Annotated in this window: 18 protein-coding genes; 7 read left to right on the forward strand and 11 right to left on the reverse strand. The window is 72.6% G+C overall.

The features are described 5' to 3' along the window. Positions 1-32: 32 nt before the first annotated feature. Positions 33-1406 (reverse strand): glycosyl hydrolase family 18 protein, encoded by a 1374-nt coding sequence (locus tag HA073_RS10760; RefSeq protein ID WP_166456289.1) that lies wholly within the window; start codon positions 1404-1406, stop codon positions 33-35. A gap of 146 nt (positions 1407-1552) precedes the next feature. Here HA073_RS10760 and HA073_RS10765 point away from each other — a divergent pair, with 146 nt between their 5' ends. Next, on the forward strand, positions 1553-2791 hold the full coding sequence (locus HA073_RS10765) for an ROK family transcriptional regulator (protein WP_104115733.1): 1239 nt from the start codon (positions 1553-1555) through the stop codon (positions 2789-2791). A 23-nt stretch (positions 2792-2814) separates the two neighbouring features. Here the strand turns inward: HA073_RS10765 and HA073_RS10770 are convergent, their stop codons facing one another. The 9 genes from HA073_RS10770 to HA073_RS10810 all read right to left on the reverse strand — a co-directional run bounded on the left by HA073_RS10770 (position 2815) and on the right by HA073_RS10810 (position 13068). Then, the gene (locus HA073_RS10770) at positions 2815-4227 is read right to left on the reverse strand and encodes a GH1 family beta-glucosidase (RefSeq protein WP_166456290.1); all 1413 of its coding nucleotides are present in this window, start codon (positions 4225-4227) and stop codon (positions 2815-2817) included. Between the two features lie 39 nt (positions 4228-4266). Then, positions 4267-5274, reverse strand: a complete 1008-nt coding sequence (locus tag HA073_RS10775) for an ABC transporter ATP-binding protein (protein WP_043324152.1) — start codon at positions 5272-5274, stop codon at positions 4267-4269. Further along, on the reverse strand, positions 5271-6317 hold the full coding sequence (locus HA073_RS10780; RefSeq protein ID WP_199496097.1) for an ABC transporter permease: 1047 nt from the start codon (positions 6315-6317) through the stop codon (positions 5271-5273). The genes HA073_RS10775 and HA073_RS10780 overlap by 4 nt, the downstream gene beginning before the upstream one ends. Before the next feature lie 3 nt (positions 6318-6320). Further along, positions 6321-7298, reverse strand: coding sequence for an ABC transporter permease (locus HA073_RS10785; RefSeq protein ID WP_166456291.1), 978 nt, complete (start codon positions 7296-7298; stop codon positions 6321-6323). Then, on the reverse strand, positions 7295-8401 hold the full coding sequence (locus HA073_RS10790) for an ABC transporter ATP-binding protein (protein ID WP_064446010.1): 1107 nt from the start codon (positions 8399-8401) through the stop codon (positions 7295-7297). Before HA073_RS10790 ends, HA073_RS10785 begins: the two co-directional genes overlap by 4 nt. A gap of 87 nt (positions 8402-8488) precedes the next feature. Then, complete coding sequence (locus tag HA073_RS10795) at positions 8489-10165, reverse strand: ABC transporter substrate-binding protein (protein WP_104115738.1); 1677 nt, start codon at positions 10163-10165, stop codon at positions 8489-8491. Positions 10166-10282: 117 nt separating this feature from the next. Next, the gene (locus tag HA073_RS10800) at positions 10283-11284 is read right to left on the reverse strand and encodes a LacI family DNA-binding transcriptional regulator (protein ID WP_043324146.1); all 1002 of its coding nucleotides are present in this window, start codon (positions 11282-11284) and stop codon (positions 10283-10285) included. 229 nt (positions 11285-11513) lie between these two features. Continuing rightward, positions 11514-12236, reverse strand: coding sequence for an FkbM family methyltransferase (locus HA073_RS10805; RefSeq protein WP_205796898.1), 723 nt, complete (start codon positions 12234-12236; stop codon positions 11514-11516). A gap of 451 nt (positions 12237-12687) precedes the next feature. Further along, complete coding sequence (locus HA073_RS10810; RefSeq protein ID WP_051611482.1) at positions 12688-13068, reverse strand: YccF domain-containing protein; 381 nt, start codon at positions 13066-13068, stop codon at positions 12688-12690. An 85-nt stretch (positions 13069-13153) separates the two neighbouring features. Here HA073_RS10810 and HA073_RS10815 point away from each other — a divergent pair, with 85 nt between their 5' ends. The 5 genes from HA073_RS10815 to HA073_RS10835 are packed head-to-tail and all read left to right on the forward strand — an operon-like array spanning position 13154 to position 16442. Continuing rightward, on the forward strand, positions 13154-13396 hold the full coding sequence (locus tag HA073_RS10815; RefSeq protein ID WP_166456117.1) for a hypothetical protein: 243 nt from the start codon (positions 13154-13156) through the stop codon (positions 13394-13396). 9 nt (positions 13397-13405) lie between these two features. Next, entirely contained in the window at positions 13406-14515 is a 1110-nt protein-coding gene (locus HA073_RS10820; protein ID WP_166456292.1) for a Xaa-Pro peptidase family protein, read from the forward strand. Beyond that, positions 14512-15654, forward strand: coding sequence for an acyl-CoA dehydrogenase family protein (locus HA073_RS10825; RefSeq protein WP_113974061.1), 1143 nt, complete (start codon positions 14512-14514; stop codon positions 15652-15654). The genes HA073_RS10820 and HA073_RS10825 overlap by 4 nt, the downstream gene beginning before the upstream one ends. Positions 15655-15663: 9 nt before the next feature. Next, the gene (locus tag HA073_RS10830; protein ID WP_030502405.1) at positions 15664-15879 is read left to right on the forward strand and encodes a DUF433 domain-containing protein; all 216 of its coding nucleotides are present in this window, start codon (positions 15664-15666) and stop codon (positions 15877-15879) included. 59 nt (positions 15880-15938) lie between these two features. Next, positions 15939-16442 carry an Lrp/AsnC family transcriptional regulator gene (locus HA073_RS10835; RefSeq protein WP_043330145.1) on the forward strand — a complete coding sequence of 168 codons (504 nt, stop codon included), beginning with the start codon at positions 15939-15941 and terminating at the stop codon, positions 16440-16442. On the opposite strand, the gene HA073_RS10840 is transcribed toward HA073_RS10835, so the two are convergent. After that, on the reverse strand, positions 16375-16986 hold the full coding sequence (locus tag HA073_RS10840) for a histidine phosphatase family protein (protein ID WP_166456293.1): 612 nt from the start codon (positions 16984-16986) through the stop codon (positions 16375-16377). The two genes, HA073_RS10835 and HA073_RS10840, sit on opposite strands and share 68 nt — an antisense overlap. Before the next feature lie 160 nt (positions 16987-17146). Here HA073_RS10840 and HA073_RS10845 point away from each other — a divergent pair, with 160 nt between their 5' ends. Continuing rightward, the gene (locus tag HA073_RS10845; protein WP_043324133.1) at positions 17147-17341 is read left to right on the forward strand and encodes a CsbD family protein; all 195 of its coding nucleotides are present in this window, start codon (positions 17147-17149) and stop codon (positions 17339-17341) included. Positions 17342-17355 lie beyond the last annotated feature (14 nt).

Consider the following 17355-nt stretch of genomic DNA (forward strand, 5'->3'; position numbering starts at 1 on the left):
GCGCCGGGGGTGGAACGCGGAGCCCTGCCGGGTCAGCGGCCCTGCAGGGAGCGGACGTTGTCGCCGAACGTCCAGCCCTTCGATCCGTCCCAGTTCACCGACCAGGTCATCAGGCCCTTCAGCCGGCCCTGGTAGGTGTTCCACGCCTGGGCCACCAGCGCCGGGCTCATGTACCCGCCGCCGGCGCCGACCTGAGCGGGCAGCCCGGGGACCTGCCGGTCCAGCGGTACGCGGACGGTGGTGCCCTGGATGACCAGGCCGGCGTCGAGGCAGTTGGTCTGCGCGACGAAACCGGCGACGGTGCCGGCCGGGTACGAGTCACCGGCGCAGCCGTACATCGAGCCGTTGTAATACTGCATGTTGAGCCACCAGAGCCGCCCGTTGTCGGCGTACTTCTTGATGACCGGCAGGTACGCGCCCCAGATCGAGCCGTAGGTGACGCTGCCGCCGGTGACGTACGCGGTCTCCGGCGCCATGGTGAGCCCGAACCCGGCGGGCATCTGGGCCAGCACCCCGTCGATGATCCGGATCAGGTTGGCCTGCGAGGGGGAGAGCTGGTTGATGTTCCCGCTGCCGGTGAGGCCGGTCTCGATGTCGATGTCGATGCCGTCGAAGTTGTGCCGCTTGAGGATCGGCACGACGGTGGCGACGAACCGATCGGCGACGGCGCTGGAGCTGAGGTCGATGCCGGCGGTGGCGCCGCCGATGGACAGCAGCACGGTGAGTCCGGCGGCCTTGGCCTGGCACACCTGGGCGGGGGTGGGCACCTTGACGCCGGCGTCCATGCCGTCCTCCCAGAGCACGGTGCCGTCGGCGCGGATGACCGGGAACGCGGCGGTCACCACGTTGTAGCCGTGGCCGGTGATCCGGGAGTCGGTGATCGGGATCCAGCCGAGGCCGGGGTGTACGCCGTTGGCGGCGCCGTCCCAGTTCTCCCAGTAGCCCTGCAGCACCTTCCCGGACGGCCGGGACCGCAGCGCGCAGGTGTCCCCGCCCGGGGTGGTCGGGCTGGACGACACCGTGGGCGTGGGGGTAGGCGTCCGGGTCGGGGAAGGGGAGGTGGAGGCGGAAGGGGAAGGCGACGGCGGGCGGGTGGTGGGGCTCGGCGACGGCGTGCCGCCGGTGCAGGCGCCGAGGTCGGTCCAGAGCGCCGGTACGGCGGCCGGGTTCCAGCCCGCGCCGGCCGGCGGGGTGTGTGTGACGAGCGCCTGGTACAGCCGGCCGCCGTAGGTCGCCCGGCTGCCGGCGGTCCAGGTGACGCCCTCGGCCCAGGCCGGCGCGTCACACGCGACGAGCGCGCCGACGGCGCCGGTCGTGGTGGCGGCGGTGGCGGGCAGGGCGGCGGCGGTGGCGGCGAGCAGCGCGACGCCACCGAGCAGTGCGGTCATCCCGCGTCCGAGTCGCATTGACATACCTCCTCATCGATGCGCCGGAGGTTATCAGTTAACTTTGTTAAGTGTAAATGCGCAGTACGCTGTCACCGCTTGGTTCACGGCGTGAACGCAGATGAACGCAGGTCGCCGTGGGCGGCCGGGAAGGGACGGCGGCGGACGTGGACGCCAGACGCACCACGGTGCGCGACATGCGCCGGGCCAACCGGTCGGTGCTGCTGACCCGGATCTGGCTGGACGGCCCGCTCAGCCGGCACGAGCTGGGCCAGTCCACAGCGCTCAGCCTGGCCAGCGTCAGCAACCTGGTCGGCGAAATGATCAACGAGGGCCTGGTCGAGGAGGCCGGCTCGGTCGAGTCCGACGGCGGCCGTCCCCGCGTGCTGCTGCGCGTCGCCCCCGGCTACGGCTACCTGGTCGGCGCCGACGTCGGCGAAACCCGCGTCCAGGTCGAGCTGTTCGACCTGAGCATGACCGCGCTGGCCAAGGCCGAGTACCCGATCGCCGCGACCGGGCCCGACCCCGAGCGGGTCGCCGCCCACCTGCGGCACGGCCTCGCCGCGGTGACCGAACAGGCGGGCGTCGACCCGGCCGCGGTGCTCGGCTTCGGCGTCGCCGTCGCCGGCACGGTCGAGCGCACCGCCGACGCCGTGGTGCACGCCCAGACACTCGGCTGGGACGGTGTCCCGCTCGGCGCGATGCTGCGCGCCGACGTGCCGGTGCACGTGGACAACGGCGCGAAGACGCTCGGCCAGGCCGAGATGTGGTTCGGCGCCGGCCGCGGCGTCCGGCACGCGGTGGTCGCGCTGGTCGGCTCCGGCGTCGGCGCGAGCGTGGTCGCCGACGGCGTCGGCTACCGCGGCGCGCACAGCAGCGCCGGGGAGTGGGGCCACACCACCATCGTGTACGGGGGCCGCCGCTGCCGCTGCGGCAACCTCGGCTGCCTGGAGGCGTACGTCGGCGCGGAGGCGGTGCTGGACCGGTTCCGCCAGGCCAACCGGGGCCGCCCGGCGCCGGGCGCGGACGAGGAGACCGCCTTCGGTGAGCTGCTCCGGTCAACCAGCGGCACCGCCGCGAAGGTGATCGACGAGACGGTCGGCTACCTGGGCGCCGGGGTGGCGAACCTGGTGAACCTGTTCAACCCGGAGCGGGTGGTGCTCGGCGGCTGGGCCGGGCTGGCCCTGGGCGAGCGGCACCTGCCCGCGATCCGCGAGGCCACCGCGCGGCACGCGCTGCGCCAGCCGTACGCGCAGACCTCGATCGAGCTGTGCCGGCTCGGACCGGACGCGGTCGCGATGGGCGCGGCCACCCTGCCGATGACCCGGCTGCTGCGCGACGGCGGCGTGCCCCGCGACCCGGCCGCCCGCCCGTCCCCGGCGTGGGGGCCGGCCCGCCGTCACTGACCGGCCCGGCCCCCACGCCGGCGTCAGCGCCGGCCGCGTACCCGCCGCACGGTGTCCCGGTACCACAGCGCGCTGCGCTTGGGGATGCGGCGCTGCGTGTCGTAGTCGACCCGGACGATGCCGAACCGCTTGTCGTAGCCGTACGCCCACTCGAAGTTGTCCAGCAGCGACCAGGCGAAGTAGCCGCGCACGTCGGCCCCGGCCGCCCGGGCCCGGGCCACCGCCCGCAGGTGCTCGGCGAGGTAGCCGACCCGGTCGTCGTCGGCGACGAACCCGTCTGCGTCCGGCTCGTCGTCGAACGCCGCGCCGTTCTCGGTGATCACCATCGGCGTGCCCGGGTAGTCGCGGTGCAGCCGCACCAGCAGGTCGGTGAAGGACTCCGGCACGATCTCCCAGTCCATCGCGGTACGCGGCAGGTCACGCCGGACCACCCGGCGTACCGGCTTGCCGTCGTCGTCGCGGTCGCGGCCCTGCTCGTCCACGCCGGAGTGCAGCTGCCCGAAGTAGAAGTTCACGCCGAGCACGTCGATCGGGGTGGCGATGACGTCCAGGTCGCCGTCCTCCACCGGAATCCGCACGCCCTCGGCGGCCAGGTCCGCGATCACGTCCTGCGGGTACTCCCCGCGCAGCACCGGGTCCAGGTAGAGCCGGTTGCCCAGCCCGTCGGCGGCCCGCGCCGCGTCCCGGTCGGCGGCGCTGTCGGTCGCCGGGTCGGCGGTGGCCAGGTTCAGCGTGAGGCCCAGCTCGATCGGCACCGTGGCCGCCTCGCGCAGCCGCCGCGTCGCCAGCCCGTGCCCGAGCAGCAGGTGGTGCGCCGCGGCGATGCCGTCACCAAGGTTCCGCCGGCCCGGCGCGTGGTCGCCGTAGGCGTACCCGAGCATCGCCGAGCACCACGGCTCGTTGAGCGTGGTCCAGGTGCGGACCCGGTCGCCGAGCGCGGCGAAGACCAGCTCGGCGTAGTCGGCGAACCGGTACGCGGTGTCCCGGTTCGGCCAGCCGCCCGCGTCCTCCAGCTCCTGCGGCAGGTCCCAGTGGTACAGCGTCACCCACGGCTCGACGTCTCGGCCGAGCAGCTCGTCCACCAGCCGGTCGTAGAAGGCCAGCCCGGCCACGTTCGCCGGGCCGCGTCCGCCCGGCTGCACCCGCGGCCAGGCCACCGAGAACCGGTACGTGTCCAGCCCCAGGTCGGCGATGAGCGCGACGTCCTGCGGCATCCGGTGGTAGTGGTCGCACGCCACGTCGCCGTGATCGCCGTTCGCCACCGCGCCCGGCACCCGGCAGAACGTGTCCCAGATGGACGGCGTGCGGCCGTCGGAGGCCACCGCGCCCTCGATCTGGTATGACGACGTCGCCACCCCCCACCGGAAGGTCGGCGGCAGCGTGTCGATCGGGTCCGCGCCGGCGACTGACGACGGGCGGGTGAGGTCGGTGTCCATGGCTCTCCTCGCGGGTAGCGGGTGGTGGTGTCGGGCGGGTCAGCGGGACAGGGGCGCGACGGCCGGGTGCAGCCGGCACGCGACGGCCCGCGCCGGGTCGTCGACGTACGGCGCGCCGAGCACCGGCACCTGCTCGTCGCACCCGTCGAACGCCTTCGGGCAGCGGGGGTGGAACGCGCAGCCGGACGGCATGGCGCGCAGGTCCGGCGGGGAGCCGGGGATGCCGGTCAGCTCCCGGCGCGGACCGTGCAGCGCCGGGAACGAGTGCAGCAACCCCTCGGTGTACGGGTGCAGCGGCTCGGCGTACAGCCGGGCGGCGGGCGCCTCCTCGACGATCCGGCCGCCGTACATGATCGCGATCCGGTCGGAGAACTCGACCAGCAGCGACAGGTCGTGGGTGATGAACAGCACCGCGAAGCCGAGGCGTTCGCGCAGCTCGGCGAGCTGGCCGAGGATCTGCCGTTGCATCACCACGTCCAGCGCGGTGGTCGGCTCGTCCATGATGACCACCTGCGGCTCCAGCGCCAGCGCCATGGCGATCATGACGCGTTGCCGCATGCCGCCGGAGAGCTGGTGCGGGTAGCTGTCCAGCCGGTCCGCGGAGATGCCGACCAGGCGCAGCAGCTCCTTCGCCCGGGCCAGCCGGCTCGCCGCCGTGCTCTTCGGCTCGTGTGCCCGGATCACGTCGAGCAGCTGGGTGGAGACCTTGTGCACCGGGTTCAGCGAGTTCATCGCGCCCTGGAACACGATCGACGTCTCCGCCCAGCGGAACTCGCGCAGCTTCGCCGGGCTGAGCGTGAGCACGTCGACCGGCGGGCCGTCGGCCGGGTGGTAGATGACCTGGCCGCCGCTGACCACGCCGGGCGGGGGCAGCAGCCGGGTCAGCCCGTAGGCCAGGGTGGACTTGCCGCTGCCGCTCTCCCCGGCCAGCCCGAGCACCTCGCCGCGGTGCAGTGTCAGGTCGACGTCGCGGACCGCGCGGACCGCGTCCGCGCCGACGCCGTAGTCGACGCACAGCCCGCGGATCTGGAGCACCTGGTCGCTCATGAGGTCGCGTCCTCTCGGGTGGGGTCCGCCGGCCGCTGCATCGGGACCGGCGCCGTGTTCGGCGCGAGCACCGGGGTGAACCCGACGCGCATCGCGACGGTGCGCCCGTCGGCGGTCCGGATCCGGGTCCGGCCGCCGGTGCGCAGCCGGGGGCTGACGAACTCGTCGATGCCGAAGTTGATCAGCGCGAGCGCGGTGCCGAGCAGCGCGATGGCCAGCCCGGCCGGTACGAACCACCACCAGGCGCCCTGCGCGAGGGCCTGCTGTCCCTGCGCCCAGAACAGGATCGTGCCCCAGTTCCACGACGAGACCGACGAGACGCCGATGAACGCCAGGGTGATCTCCGACATGACCGCGAAGATGACGGTGCCGACGAAGCCGGAGGCGATGATCGCGGTCAGGTTGGGCAGGATCTCGAAGCCGATGATCCGCCAGGTCCGCTCGCCGGTGGCCCGCGCCGCCTCGACGTAGTCGCGGCGGCGTAACGACAGCGTCTGGGCGCGCAACACCCGTGCGCCCCAGGCCCACGACGTGAGGCCGATGATGAGCGCCACGAGCGTGTCGCTGGCCTGGTCGACCAGGGACGTGACGATGATGATCAGCGGCAGCGCCGGGATGACCAGGAACACGTTCGACACCGCCGACAGGCCCTCGTCGGCCGCGCCGCCCAGGTAACCGGCGGTCACGCCGATCAGGATGGACAGGATCGTGGCGAGCACGCCGGCGGTCAGGCCCACCACCATCACGCTGCGCGCGCCGACCAGAATCTGGCTGAAGATGTCCTGCCCGAGGTGGGTGGTGCCGAACCAGTGCCGGGCCGAGGGTGCCTGGAGCACGTCGGCGCTGCGCGCGTCCGGGTCGTACGGCGCGATCCACGGTCCGATCACCGCCAGGAGCACGTACACCCCGAGGACGGCCAGGCCGGTCGCGGCCTTGCCGTTGGCGACGAAGCGGAACCGGCGGCGGCGGGCCCGGGCCGAGGGCTGCGCCATCGCGCCCTGGCCGGGGATGACCTGCTCGATGCTGGACGGGGAGAGTGTCATCGCTCAGCTCTTTCGGGTCCGCGGATCGAGGAGCAGGTACGCCACGTCGGCGAGCAGGTTCGCCACCAGCACCGAGATCGTGATGATCAGGAAGATGCCCTGCATGAGCGGGTAGTCCTTCGACCCGACGGCCTGGAAGAGCTGGAACCCCAGACCCGGGTACGAGAAGACGATCTCCACGAGCAGCGTGCCGCCGACGATGAAACCGAGCGACAACGCGAACCCGGACACGTTCGGCAGCAGCGCGTTGCGCGCGGCGTAGCTGAGCGCCACCCGGCGCTCGGAGAGCCCCTTGGCGTGCGCCACGGTGATGTAGTCCTCGCTGGCGACAGTCACCATCATGTTGCGCATGCTGAGGATCCAGCCGCTCATCGACGACACCAGGATGGTCGCCGCGGGCAGGATGCTGTGCTGGATCGCGCTCGGGATGAAGTACGCGTCGAACGCCGGCACCAGGCCCGGCTCGTAGCCGCCGGAGGACGGGAAGAAGCTGCCGGGCCCGGCGAACAACGCGATCGCGACCAGGCCCAGCCAGAAGTACGGGATCGAGGACAGGAACGTGGTGGCCGGCAGCAGTCCGTCGATCCAGGAGCCGCGCCGCCAGCCCGCGCCGACGCCGAGCGCGGTGCCGAGCAGGAAGCTGACGATCGTGGCGACGCCGACCAGGCCCACCGTCCACGGCAGGCTGCTGCCGATCACCTCCGACACCGGCGCGGGGAAGAACGTGAACGACAGTCCCAGGTCGCCGCGCAGCAGCTGTCCCCAGTAGGCGACGTACTGCTCCCACAGCGAGCGGTCGGAGTCCAGCCCGAACAGCACCCGCAGCGACGCGATCGCGTCGGCGCTGATCCGGCCCTGGTTGCGGGAGATCAGTGACTGGACCGGGTCGCCCGGCACCATCCGCGGGATGAAGAAGTTCAGCGTGATCGCCGCCCAGGCGGTGAACAGGTAGAAGGCCACCCGTTGCAGCAGGAACCTCACCGGGCCGTCTCCGTTCCGGCCTGCTCCGCGTTCTCCGCCTTCTCCGCCGTGACGGTCTCGGCGTCGAACAGCCAGCACGCGGCCCAGTGCCCGGGCGCGTCGTCGACCGGGATCGGCGGCGGCAGGTCGGTGGCGCAGCGCGGCATGGCCGCCGGGCAGCGCGGGTGGAACCGGCAGCCGGCCGGCGGGCGGATCAGGCTCGGCGGCTCGCCGTGGCCGCGCTCGCCCGCCGCCGCGCCGTCGCCGCCCGCGCCGGTGATCCGCTCCGGGTCCGGCGCCGATTCGATCAGCAACCGGGTGTACGGGTGCGCCGGCCGCTGGGTGACCGTCTCGCTGTCGCCGCCCTCGACCATCCGCCCGGCGTACATGACGATCGTCTCGTCGGCGAAGTAGCGGGCCGAGGCGATGTCGTGGGTGATGTAGAGGATCGCCAGGTCGAGCCGGTCCTTGAGGTCCTGCAGCAGGTTGAGCACGCCCAGGCGGATCGACACGTCCAGCATCGACACCGGCTCGTCGGCGAGCAGCACCTCCGGGTCCGCGCCGAGCGCCCGCGCGATCGCGACGCGCTGGCGCTGCCCGCCGGACAGCTCGTGCGGGAACGCGTCGAGGTAGCGCTCCGGCGGGGTCAGGCTGACCCGGGTCAGCAGGTCGGCCAGCGCCTTGTCCAGCCCGTCCGGCCCGGTCCCGGCGTTGCCGTGGATGCGCAGCGACCGGGTCAGGTGGTAGCGGACCGTGTGCACCGGGTTCAGCGAGGCGAACGGGTCCTGCAGGATCAACTGCACCCGCCGCACGTACGCCCGGAACCGGCGTCCGCCGCGTACCCGGGTCGAGCGGCCGTGCAGCCGGATGTCGCCGCCGGTGCGCGGGTAGAGCTGGGCCAGCAGCCGGGCGACTGTGGACTTGCCGGAGCCGGACTCGCCGACCAGCGCGGTCACCCGGCCACGGCGCAACTCGATCGATACGTCGTCGACGGCGTGCACCACCGCCGGGGTCCGGGAGAGAAGGTCACGCAGCCGCCGGCGGACGGGGAAGTGCTTGGTCAGGCCGACGGCCTCCAGCACCACCTCGTCGGCCGGCGCCGGTGCGCTCTCGGTCAACGTCATGCCGAATTCCTGTCTGGGGTTGCCGGTAGCGAGGGGCGGGCGCCGCCGGCCCGGCCGGGCGATCGTGGCCGGGCCGGCGGCGCCGGGTCAGCCGTTGGCCGGCTTGAGGTGCAGCACCACGTCCACCGCGTTGGGCTGGGTGGGCTGGAGAGCGCCGTACGGGTTCGAGTCGTCCGGCCAGCCGACCCAGTTCTTCGTGCTGTACGCGCCACCGATGTTGTCCGCGCCGACCGGGATCATCGGCATCTGCTCGACGAAGATCTTCTGCAGCGTGGCCAGCGCGGTGGCGCGGGTGGCGTCGTCGGTGGCGTTGGCGTACGACACCAGCGCGTCGGTGGCCTCCTTGCTGTCGAACCGGCCGAAGTTGCCCGCCGGGGAGGCGGTGCCGATCGGCTTGAGCACACGGCCGTCCATGATGGTCCGGTAGATGTCGTACGGCGTGGCGCCGCTCTCGGTCCACCGGAACGTGGCCTCGAAGTTGCCCTGCTCGACGTTGCGGAACCAGGCGTCCTGGTTGGCCTTGTCGATGGTCGCCGCGATGCCGATCTTCGCCAGGTTGCCCTTCACGATCTCCAGGCTGGTCTGGTAGTCCGACCAGCCGGCCGGGTCGGTCAGCCGGATCGTGACGGCCTTGCCGCTGCGGTCCTTCAGCGTGTTGCCGTCCAGCTTGTAGCCGGCGCCGGTGAGCAGCGCCTTGGCGCCCTCGACGTCGACCTTGTGCTCCTGGCCCTTGTACTCGGGCGCGATGAACGAGTCACCGGCCGGGCTGGGCAGGCCGGTCACGCTCTTGACCTCGGGGTGGAAGTAGCCGGCCTCGGCGGTGGTGAAGATGTCCGCCCGGTCGATCACCATGTTCATGGCCTTGCGCAGCGTCGGGTCGTCGAACGGCTTCTTCGTGGTGTTCAGGTAGAGACCGTGGATGCCGAGCACCGGGGGCGCCCACATCTTGTGGTTCTTCTGGTCCTTGGCCACGAACACGGTCTGGTAGTTCGGGATGAAGACGAAGCTCCACTCCGCCTCGCCGTTGGCCAGCGCGGTGGTCTGCGCGCTGTTGTCGGTGTACGAGGTGTACCGCAGCTCCTTCACCTTCGGCAGGTCCTGCCAGTAGCCGCTCTCGCGTACCGCCAGCGTCATGCTCGCCGGGGTGAACGACTTGAGCGTGTACGGGCCGCTGCCGACCGGCTGCTTCACCGGGTCGCTGGCCGGGTCGGCGATCTTCTCCCACAGGTGCTTGGGCACGATCGGGACCCGCCACAGCACCTTCTGCTGGTTGACGAACTGGGGGCTGGCCATCGAGATGGTGACCTCGTTGCCGCTGGCGACGGCGTCGGTGTACGGCACGCCCTGGTCGTTGATGGCGGGGAACTTCTTCACCAGGTTGTAGGTGAACGCGACGTCCTCGGCGGTGACCTTCTGCCCGTCCGACCAGGTCGCGTTCTCGCGGATGGTCACCTTCACCGACTTGTAGTCCGACGACCACTCGGCCTTGGTGGCCAGCCACGGCTTGAACGGCTCGGCCGGCTTCACCGGGTTCCACATCATCAGCGGCTCGTAGATCTGCCACCGGTAACCAAGCGAGGCGGCGGCCGAGGTGGTGAGGAACGGGTTGTTGTTCTCGGCCTGCGGGCCGTTGGGCATGCCGACGCTCAGCACCGTCGCGGCCTGGCCGCTCTTCTTGTTCGCGTTCGGGCTGTCGCCGCACGCGGCGGCGGTGGTGACCATCGCGCCGGCCAGCGCGAGGGCGAGGAGTTGCCGTCTTCTCATGGAGGTCTCCCTCGGTGGTCCCGCATTCCTCGGGCGGGATGTGGTGGATGGAGGGTGTGCGGTGGAGCCACCGGCGGGCGGGCCCGCCGGCGTGGTCGCCGGGTACGGCGGGGTGGGTCAGGTGACGCCGGTCGAGTCGCGGGTGGTGAAGCCGGTGGGGATGACGGTCGGGCCCTCCGGCAGCGGGGTGCCGGCGAGGTGGGCGATGAGCAGCCGGGCGGCGGCCGTACCCATCTCCCGCAGCGGTTGGCGCACGGAGCTCAGCGGCGGGTGGGTGTGCCCGGCCAGCGGCAGGTCGTCGAAGCCGACCACCGCGACATCCTGCGGGACGCGCCGCCCGGCGTCGCGCAGCGCCTGCAGCGCGCCGGCGGCCGACAGGTCGTTGTGGGCGAAGACGGCGTCGAAGGGTACGCCGTCGGCGAGCAGCCGCCGCACCGCCGCGCGCCCGCACTCGAACGTGAAGTCACCCTCGACCACCCGGCCCGGGTCGATCGCCAGGCCGGCTTCGGCGTACGCGCCGGCGAACCCGGCGAGCCGTTCCCGGGTGCAGCCGAACCGGCGCAGGCCGGTGACGACGAGCGGCCGCCGCCGTCCGAGCGCCAGCAGGTGCGTCGCGGCGGCCCGCGCCCCCGCTTCGTTCGTGGTGCGCACGGACGGGAAGCCGGGTTGGTGTCCCCGGTCGTCGATGAGGATGACCGGCAGGCCGCGCCGGTGCAGCTCGGTGATGTAGTCGAGCGTCCCCTCTGGTTCGACCACGAGCAGCCCGTCGAACGACTTGGCCGACACCTGGGAGGCGAAGCGGCGCATCGACTCGTCGCCGTGGGTGCAGGTGAACAGCAGCATGCCGTAGCCGGCGGCCTCGACCACGTCGGCCGCGCCCTGGAGCACCTCGCCCATCCAGGGCCAGGTCAGCGCCGGCACCAGCATGCCGACCACCCGGGTACGTCCCCGGGCCAGCCCGACCGCGCGGGCGCTCGGCACGTACCCGAGGTCGTTGATCACGGCGCGGACCCGGTCGGCGGTGCGCAGGTGCACCTCGCCCTTGCCGTTCAGGACCCGGGACACCGTCGTCTTGCTCACCCCGGCGCGGGCGGCGACGTCGGCGATCGTGATCGGCACGTGGCGCTCCCGGGTCGAAGGGATGAGCGGGATGTTTCGGAACCGGTTGCGGAAGCGGTTCCGTGGCAGTCAACCCAAGTGGCGCGGGTCACGTCAATCACAGATGGGTAACGATGTATAGCTAAGTTCGAGCCGTGAAAAAAGCGCCCGGGCTGCGTCTGCGCCGATTCGTGCGATGAGCAGGGTCGATACCGTCCGGCCCCGATCGGGCCTGGTCCGAAGTGGAGGTTCAGGGGCGGGCGTACACGTCGCCGGAGTTGGCCTCGTCCGGCAGCGTCCCCAGGTACGCGGCCACCTCGGCGGCCGGCCGCCAGCCCGGCAGCGCGAACGTCGTCTCGTCACCGATCGCCACGGTGAAGCGGGTGAACCCCAGCGCGGTGAGCCGGTCCAGGCAGCGTGCCGCCGCCACCCGGGCGATGGTGGTGAACTCGAACGACAGCGCCGGGACCGGCCGGCTCAGCCCGGCCAGCACGGCGTCCTCGAAGCCCTCCACGTCGATCTTCACGAACGCCGGCACGCCGTACGCGGCCATGAGCGTGTCGAGCGTGGTGCCGGGCACCTCGATCTGCGCGTCCCAGGTCTCGCCCGCCCAGCCGGGCGCGCCGTCGGCGGCGCGGACGAACCCGGGGGATGCGGTGGAGACCGTCGGGTTGGCCGAGTTCACGTGCAGCCGCACCGGCCCGGCGGTACGCCCGCACGCCGCCTCGACCACAGTCACCCGTTCGTCGCCCGCGTACAACTCGCGCAGCGCCCGCGCGCACAGCGGCTGCGGCTCGACGGCCACCACCGTCGCGCCGAGACGGCGGAAGCTGCCCAACCGGTCGCCCACGTGCGCGCCGACGTCGAAGACCAGGTCACCGGCGCGGACGAGCGGGGCGTAGAACCGGTCGAGCGCGGCGTCGCGCGCCGGGTCGCCGTGGTAGAAGTCCAGCGACCGGCGCAGACCGGACATCGCCGGGTCCGCCTTCAGTGTCTCGATCACCCCGTCCCGCACCCTCCCGACGCTAGCCAGCGAGGCGTTGGTGCGAGCCGCATTCGCATCCTTCCGGCGGCCAGCGCCCGCCAACACCCCACCCTCCTAGGATGCTGTAGGGATGGTGAGGCCGGCCGCTCACCGCGAACGGAGAACTGGCCGCTGCGGCGCGCCCTCGGTGCTCGCGTTCGTTACCTGCGAGATCTTGGTACGAGACGGCCCTCGGAGGGGCGACTCCGTACCAAGATCTCCAAGCCGTCCCGTGGTGCGGGACACTGATCTCGGTTGCCGAGAACGTGGCGGTCGTCCTCGGGTGCGAACGTCAACTCGCCGCGTAACCGTCGTGGAGTGGAACGCCATGGGTGTCAAACAGGGCCGGAGGCACCCATGGCGTTCCAGTGGCGGGTGGACCCCGCGTGGCGAGGAGGGGTTACGGGTTCTCGACGACCTCCTGGCCGAGCGGCCACAGCGCCGCCGGGACCAGCTTGAAGTTCGCCACGCCGAACGGGATACCGATGATCGTCACGCAGAGCGCGACGCCGGCGAGGATGTGCGACAGGGCCAGCCACCAGCCGGCCAGCACCACCCAGAGCACGTTGGCCAGGCCGGAGGGAAGCCCGGCGCCCGGCTTGCGCACGATGGTGCGGCCGAACGGCCACAGCGAGTACGAGGCGAGCCGCAGCGAGGCGACGCCGAAGGGGATGGTGACGACCAGGACGAAGCAGACCAGGGCGGCGACGCCGTAGCCGAGGGCCAGGACGAAGCCGCCGCCGAAGACGAGCCACAGCAGGTTCAGCAGAAAGCGGATCACCACTCCATGGTCGCTCGTGCCCGCAAGCGCGCGCATATCGGCGCGAGCGGCGGGTAGAGGAGGGCGTGATCGAGCCCGAGCCGTCGTGCCTGTGACCCCTGTCGCTCCGGCGGCGCGCCGGGAGTTCCGGGAGTTCCGGGAGTCGTACGAGCGGCTGCGCCGGTACTTCATCGTGGCGCTGCTGCACCGCGACTTCCTGGCCGGTCGCCTGCCGGACATCGCGCGGGCCCGGGCGCGGGAGGCCGCCGAGCAGGCCGGCCGGGCCCGGGCGGCGGGCCTCGGCTTCGATCATCAACCGGACTCCCGCGCTGGCCCAAACGACCGTTAAGCTTCGGTTGTGGGAACCGACGATCTGTACCCGGCCGGGCGACTCGCCGAGGCCCAGCGCGCCGCCGCAGCGGCGGGCCTGGACGCGCTGCTGCTCACCCCGGGCTCGGACCTGCGCTACCTGACCGGCTACGACGCCCGCGAGGGGGAGCGGCTGACCTGCCTGGTGCTGCCCGCCGAGGGTGAGCCGACGCTGGTCGTGCCGGTGCTGGAGCGGCCGGACGCCGAGGCCGCGCCGGGCACCGGGTACCGGATCGTCGACCACGCCGACGGCGCCGACCCGTGGCCGCTGGTGCGCGCGGCGCTGCCCGGCCCGGTCCGCGCGGTGGGGCTGGCCGACCGGATGTGGGCGCAGCAGGTCCTCGCGCTGCGCGACGTGCTGCCCGGCGCGGCGCAGCGGCTCGCCTCCGACGTGCTGCGCGAGATGCGGATCCGCAAGTCGCCGGCCGAGGTGGCGGCGCTGGCCGAGGCGGGCGCCGCGATCGACGCGGTGCACCTGCGGATGGCCGAGTGGCTGCGTCCCGGCCGCACCGAGCGGGAGGTCGCCGCCGACCTGGCCGCCGCGATCCGGGCCGCCGGGCACGCCACTGTCGACTTCGTCATCGTCGCCGCCGGCCCGAACGGCGCGAGCCCGCACCACGGTGTCTCGGACCGTCCGATCGGCGTCGGCGAGCCGGTGGTGGTCGACATCGGCGGCACGATGCCGTCGGGCTACCGCTCCGACTGCACCCGCACGTACGTGGCCGGCGGCCCGGCGCCCGCCGAGTTCACCGACTACTACGCGGTGTTGTGGGAGGCCCAGCGCGCCGCCGTGGCCGCCGTCGCGCCGGGCGTGACCGCCGAGGCCCTCGACGCGGTCGCCCGCGACGTCGTCACCGCCGCCGGTTTCGGCGACGCCTTCCTGCACCGCACCGGTCACGGCATCGGCCTCGACGGCCACGAGGAGCCGTACGTGGTGACCGGCAACCCCCGGCCCCTCGAGGCCGGCATGGCTTTCTCGGTCGAACCCGGGATCTACCTCGCCGGGCGGCACGGCGCCCGGATCGAGGACATCGTCGTCTGCACGACGGACGGCGGGCAACGGCTCAACACCACCCCCACGGAGCTCATCGCGCTATGAACGTCGACCGGATCCTGCCCACCGACGAGGCCCACGACCTGCTGGACCTCGCCACCGAACTCGCCGACCGGGAGCTGGCCCCGGCCGCCGCCGGTTTCGAGGCCCGCGCCGAGTTCCCCCGGGAGGTGCTGCGCACGCTGGGCCGCGCCGGGCTGCTCGGCCTGCCGTACGCCGAGGAGCACGGCGGCGCCGCCCAGCCGTACGAGGTGTACCTGCAGGTGCTGGAGATCCTCGCCAGCCGGTGGCTGGCGGTGGCCGAGGCGGTCAGCGTGCACACGCTGTCCTGCTATCCGGTGGCCCAGTTCGGCACCGACGAGCAGCGCAAACTGCTGCCGGACATGATCGGTGGGGAGCTGCTCGGGGCGTACTGTCTCTCCGAGCCGCAGGGTGGTTCGGACGCGGCGGCCCTGACCACGCGGGCGGTGCGCGACGGCGACGAGTACGTGGTCACCGGCACCAAGGCGTGGATCACGCACGCCCGGGTCGCCGACTTCTACAACATCTTCTGCCGCACCGGCGGTCCCGGCCCGAAGGGCATCTCCTGCCTGCTGGCCGACCGGGCCACGCCGGGCATCCACCCGCAGGCCGCCGAGCGCACCATGGGTCTGCACGCCTCGCCGATCGCGCAGATCGCGTTCGACGACGCCCGGGTGCCGGCGGAGCGGCTGATCGGCGGCGAGGGCGCCGGGTTCACCATCGCCATGTCGGCGCTGGACTCCGGCCGGCTGGGCATCGCCGCGTGCGCGGTGGGCCTGGCCCAGGGCGCGCTGGACTACGCGGTCGGCTACGCCCGGGAGCGGCGCCAGTTCGGCCGCGCGATCATCGACTTCCAGGGGCTCGGGTTCAACCTGGCCGACGCCGCCACCCAGATCTCCGCCGCGCGGGCGCTCACGCTTGCGGCCGCGCGGCTGCGCGACGCGGGTCGCCCGTACTCGATCGAGGCGGCGAAGGCGAAGCTGTTCGCCACCGACGTGGCGATGCGGGTGACCACCGACGCGGTGCAGGTGCTCGGCGGCGCCGGGTACGTCGCCGACCACCCGGTCGAGCGGTACATGCGTGAGGCGAAGGTGCTGCAGATCGTGGAGGGCACCAACCAGATCCAGCGGCTGGTCATCTCGCGCGCGCTGGCCAAGGGCTAGCCTGTCGCGGTGACCTTCCCCCGGATCACCGCCGACCCCGACGTCATGGGGGGTGCGCCCTGCGTGCGGCAGTCGCGCATCCCCGTGGCCACCCTGCTGGCCATGATGGCCGAGGGCATGTCCGTCACGGACATCCTCACCGACCTGCCGTTCCTGGACGAGGAGGACATGGCGGAGGTGCTGAACTACGCCGCGGACGCGGTACGCGACCGGACGGCGCGCTGAGCGTCACCACGGCGGGCCGGGTGCGGCGGGAGAGCGTTTTACCGGCTACTGTGCAGCGCGTGGAGGAGATCGACCGCGCCATCGTCGCCGCGCTGACCGGGGACGGTCGGCTGTCGTACACGGACCTGGCCGAGCGGGTGGGCCTGTCGGTGTCGGCCGTGCACCAGCGGGTCCGCCGGCTGGAGCAGCGCGGGGTGATCAAGGGGTACGCCGCGCGGGTGTCGTTCGAGGCGCTGGACCTGCCGCTGACCGCGTTCGTGGCGATCCGGCCGTTCGACCCGTCCCAGCCGGACGACGCGCCGGAGCGGCTCGCCCACCTGCCCGAGATCGACTCGTGCTACTCGGTGGCGGGGGAGGACTTCTATCTCCTGCTGGTGCGGGTGGCCGGCCCGGCCGACCTGGAGCGGGTGCTGCAGGAGATCCGCACCTCGGCGAACGTCACCACGCGCACCACTGTGGTGCTGTCGACGCCGTACGAGAACAGGCCGCCGAAGATCAGTGGCGAGCTGACCGGCCGGGGTCGTCCGCGCCCGTCGGCGGAGCCGGCAGGTTCCACCGCCTGATCACCCGCCGGCCGTGCTCGTGCCCGAGCACGCTGAGCGTGGCGGTGTCCAGCCGCAGCAGCCCGCCGGCCGACGGCGAGAGCCCGATCCAGCGTGCCCCGAGCACCCGCAGGCTGTGGCCGTGCCCGACCAGCGCCACGTCGCCCTGCTCCAGCAGCGGCGCGACCCGGTCCAGCACGCGGTCCAGGCGGGTGCCCACCTGTTCCGGTGACTCCCCGCCGGGGCCGCCGTCGGTCCAGATCGACCAGCCGGGCCGCTCGGTCTGGATGTCCGCGCTGGTGCGTCCCTCGTACTCGCCGTAGTGCCATTCGGCGAGGTCGGGCTCGATCGCGTCGACGGTGAGCCCGGCCAGGGTGGCGGTGCGGGTGGCGCGCTGCCGGGGGCTGGACAGCACGCGGGCGAAGCGCCGGCCGGCGAGCAGGGGAGCCAGCGCGCGGGCCTGCCGCTCGCCGTCGGGGGTCAGCTCCAGGTCGGTGTACGAGGTGTGCCGGTGGGCGGCGCTCCAGGTGGTCTCGCCGTGCCGGATCAGCAGGATCTCGTTCACCGGCCCAGTCAACCACGGTGGGTCGGCGTCGGCCGGGCGTCCAGCCTTCAACCTATTGTCCTAGGACGCATTACGCGATGTGCGCAGCACAACAGCGTTTCACCCGACAGTCACCGGGGACGCGACAAGGGCAACGCTCAGCCGGAACGAGGAGGGCGACATGAGCTTCACCGACAAGGCGAAGAACAAGGCCCAGGAGATGAGCGGAATGGCCAAGGAACGGATCGGCGACGTGACCGACAACGAGCGGTTGCGCGCCGAGGGCGCCTCCGAGCAGAGCGCGGCCCGGGCCCGGCAGGCCGGGGAGCACGCCAAGCAGGCGGGCCGCGACGTCAAGGACGCCTTCAACAAGTGAGTACGCGGAACGGC

This window comes from Micromonospora sp. CMU55-4, from assembly GCF_011602315.1.
Classification (GTDB): domain Bacteria; phylum Actinomycetota; class Actinomycetes; order Mycobacteriales; family Micromonosporaceae; genus Micromonospora; species Micromonospora chalcea.